Source organism: Pseudomonas sp. Ps21-P2, from assembly GCF_039672565.1.
Lineage (GTDB): Bacteria > Pseudomonadota > Gammaproteobacteria > Pseudomonadales > Pseudomonadaceae > Aquipseudomonas.
In genome coordinates, this window is the sequence record NZ_JBDFPL010000029.1 from 1 (window position 1) to 3,618 (window position 3,618).

The 3,618-nt window shown below is 53.5% G+C and carries 2 protein-coding genes and 2 pseudogenes; 2 read left to right on the forward strand and 2 right to left on the reverse strand.

All coding sequences use genetic code 11. The features are described 5' to 3' along the window. Positions 1 to 243 (reverse strand): annotated as a pseudogene (locus ABEH28_RS27195) (diguanylate phosphodiesterase); the annotation flags it as partial. Positions 244 to 666: 423 nt separating this feature from the next. Between ABEH28_RS27195 and ABEH28_RS27200 the strand changes: the two are divergent. Then, positions 667 to 1,980, forward strand: a pseudogene (locus ABEH28_RS27200) (PAS domain-containing methyl-accepting chemotaxis protein). 74 nt (positions 1,981 to 2,054) lie between these two features. After that, positions 2,055 to 2,279, forward strand: coding sequence for a hypothetical protein (locus ABEH28_RS27205; protein ID WP_192175169.1), 225 nt, complete (start codon positions 2,055 to 2,057; stop codon positions 2,277 to 2,279). Between the two features lie 130 nt (positions 2,280 to 2,409). Here ABEH28_RS27205 and ABEH28_RS27210 read toward each other — a convergent pair. Further along, a partial coding sequence (locus tag ABEH28_RS27210) for a sensor domain-containing diguanylate cyclase (RefSeq protein ID WP_346631555.1) occupies positions 2,410 to 3,618 on the reverse strand: 1,209 nt, incomplete at its 5' end.

A 3,618-nucleotide genomic window follows, 5' to 3' on the forward strand; every position in this document is an offset into this window, starting at 1 on the left:
GCCGACCATAATTTCATTGAGATCGACTACGTCGTCGTAAGACAACACGAATTTCAGCCAGGCATCGATAGCTTTTTCGATCTTAAAGTCTGGCGCGGATCCGTAGGTGGATGCGATGCGCCAGTGCACGCCTTCGTGCAAAACCAAAACGGCGCCTGAACAAGCTTCTAGGCAGGAAGCAGCGCTTACGAAATTATCGAGAGCTGTCTTTTCATCCACGCCGGGGCAAGAATCTGAGGGCATGTGCATTACCTGCAAGCGAGCTTGAAAGTGGTACAGATTAGGCCAATACCAAGTCGATGAGATTGGTTATAGCTGTCTTGCAAGCACCGGGCTATCCCGCTGATTCAGAGGTGGCCGGCCTCTGAACCAACGTGTTCAGTGAAGACGAATCCAGGTTGAATGCAACATGATTTTTAGGGTTCGCTAGCCATGTTTTTGCTCAAGTAAAAACTTGATTGTCCTGTTTAAAACAACTGCACGGCGTGTTACCGAAACGCAGCCATGCCGGTAAAAGCGTTGCCGGACATTGCATGGTCGCTTGGTCGCTACAACCCACGCCGTCAGCGCTTGTTGCTGAAACTGCCATGCATGCTGCCATTGAGGGGAATACTCAAGGTTTCATTCGTCCCGTCGATAGTATTTTCATCAATGCGAGTGACTGTCATGTTCAATAACCGGTTGAAAAACAGAATCCAGCAGTTGGAAAAACGGCTGGGAGCTCTGGAGCAGGTCAAGGCGACACTGGATCTCGAAACCGTGGCGGTGACGCTGGATGCGGCAGGCGTAATCCTGGAGGTAAATGCTCTGTTCGAAAAAGAGCTGGGATTCACTCAAGCTGAATTGTCCGGTCGGACCCTGCGGGAATTCAGCCCCGCTGAGCTGCACGGTGATGTCCATCAGCGCCGCGCTTTGGAGGCAATTACCAAGGGCAAGCATTACAGCGGTACCTTGCGCCTGTGCAGTCGTGAGGGTCGTCATGTCTGGCTGCGGGCAATGGTTATACCTTTCGCCGGTGAGAGCGGACGGGTCGAACGCATCGTTTTGTATTGCAGCGTGCTGACCAGGACCATTGAGGCCTCAAGGGAGAATGAAGCGTTGGTGGGGGCCCTGATGCGCTCCACTGCCGTCATCGAGTTTTCTCTGGATGGGGTAGTCCTGACGGCCAATCAGAATTTTCTGCACGCCATGGGCTATTCATTGCCCCAAATCCAAGGCCAGCATCACCGGATCTTTTGCCTGCCATCTGATGTCGGTTCAACAGAATATGAGCAGTTTTGGCAGACCCTGCGACAGGGCTCGTACGTCGCCGGGAGGTTTTGCCGATTGGATAAATCTAACCGGGAGGTCTGGCTCGAGGCTTCCTACAATCCGATCGTAGATGCCAACGGCAAGCTGTACAAGATAGCCAAACTCGCTACCGTAATCACTGACCAGGTCAACCGTGAGCGCGCCATATCAGAGGCGGCCGGCATGGCCCACGATACGTCTGTTCAAACAGACGCCAGTGCACAGCAAGGCCGCGGAGTTATCCAGAATACCGTTACAACCCTCAACACGCTTTCGGCGTTGATGGAAGATGCGGCGCATGGCATTGAGGCTCTGGATGCCCAGAGCCAGGAAATCGGCACCATTGTCAAAACCATTGGCAGCATCGCGGACCAGACCAACCTGTTGGCCTTGAACGCAGCAATCGAAGCAGCACGCGCCGGAGAGCAGGGCCGGGGATTTGCTGTAGTCGCTGACGAGGTCAGGCAACTGGCCCTTTGAACCACTCAGGCAACGGCAGAGATTGTTGAGGTCGTGAAAAAGAATCAGATCCTCGCTTCCACTGCGGTGGACATGATCGGAAAAAGTAAGCAGCAGGCCGGTACGGCGCTGGAGTTGGCAAGCGAGGCGGACGAGGTGATCAAGGACATTCAGCAGAGTGCCAACAGTGTGGTAGCAGCCGTTGAGCAGTTCTCGGGCCAAGCCAGATAGTGATGGATTTAAAATCAGGCTTGCCCAGCAATTCGCATTTACCACTCGGTTATGCGCGATATCCAGGTGATCCTATGCTCGATGCTCTCAAACAATCCATTCGTACTCTGCACCTGGCTCACTGGGCCAGCCTTGAAGATGAATGTGATGCATTACTCATCAGGATTGAGCAAGCTCGAAGAACAGGTGTTGTGACTGACGAGCAGGCCATGCAGTTGGTCTATGATGTCCGAAACGAACGCTCACGTTGCTTTCGCAGCGTGAATCGTTGCCGCATCAAGGGCTCCGCTTCAAGTTGATTTTCCTTTGACCCCAATTCGCCAGGTGCGGCTTTTCGAGACAGGACCGACGACTGAATGAGCGATCCTCGTTCAATTCAGCTGCCGCAGTTGTGGTTGATCTTCTTCTCAAGTATGCCCTGATGCTCGGCTATCGAGACAGGTCGATAACGTTTGTCTGATGCAGCCGGTAAGTATCAGGCATTGACTGACCCTCTACAGCATTGCGACCTTTGCTTTTAGCGAGATAGAGAAGTCGATCTGCTTCTGCCAGGGCGGCTGTATAGGAATCCTTTGCAGGTGAATTGATCGCCACCACGCCGCAACTGATCGTTAAGATGCCCAGCGAGCTGCCGGCGTGATCAATGAGTGCATTGGCGATGGACAACCTGACATTTTCGGCGACGCTAAAAGCGCCGGCCAGATTCGTCTCAGGCAGCAGGACCACAAATTCCTCCCCACCATACCGTGCGGCAAGATCGCCCGGACGATTGACGCAGGTCCCGATGATTTCTGCCACCTGCCTCAGGCAGTCGTCACCCTGCAGATGGCCATAGTGGTCGTTGTATTGTTTGAACCAGTCAATGTCCAACAGGATAAGCGCTATGGTTGAGTTATTTCGCCTGGCCCGCCCCCACTCCTGCTGCAAGGTAGCATCGAAACGCCGTCTGTTGGCCAGATGTGTCAGGCTATCAGTCTGAGCGATAATCTCCATTTCATTTCTGGCGACGTTCAGCTCACCCTCCGCGGTGATTAGCTGCTGGATCTGCCGGTATAACAGAATGCCCAGCAAGCACAGAGCCAACGTGATCATGCCGATCAAAGCCATGGATCTGTACGCATAAGCCCACCAGGGCGCGAAGACATGTTGGTACGACACACCTGCAGCTGCAACGATGGGTAGGCCGGACACCCGTCGATAGGCATATATCCTTTCCACGCCATCCACCACAGACTTGATTACGGCAGTGCCATTGTCGCTGTATGGCAGATAGCGGGTAAATATATCCCCCCTGGCCACATTGGTCGTCATCAGTGCAGTCAATGTTGGCCGGCGAGCCAGCAGATCACCATTGTTCAATGCGAGAAAGATAACGCCTTTGTCGTCTACATCCATTCGCTCGAAGAACGCTTGAAAACATGCGACCGGGACCGTCGCCAAGGCGACACCTGCAAACTCCCCATCAGGAGTATTGATACGCCGACTGATCGGGATAACCATATCTCCCGTATTGCGGCTTTTTACAATTGAGCCAACGTGAATGGATTCATCGGTATGGTCGCGGTGGTAGGCAAAATAGGCGCGGTCGCCGTTGTTTTTTTCCTGCACACTGTGCGCAAAGGAATTGGCGACCCACTG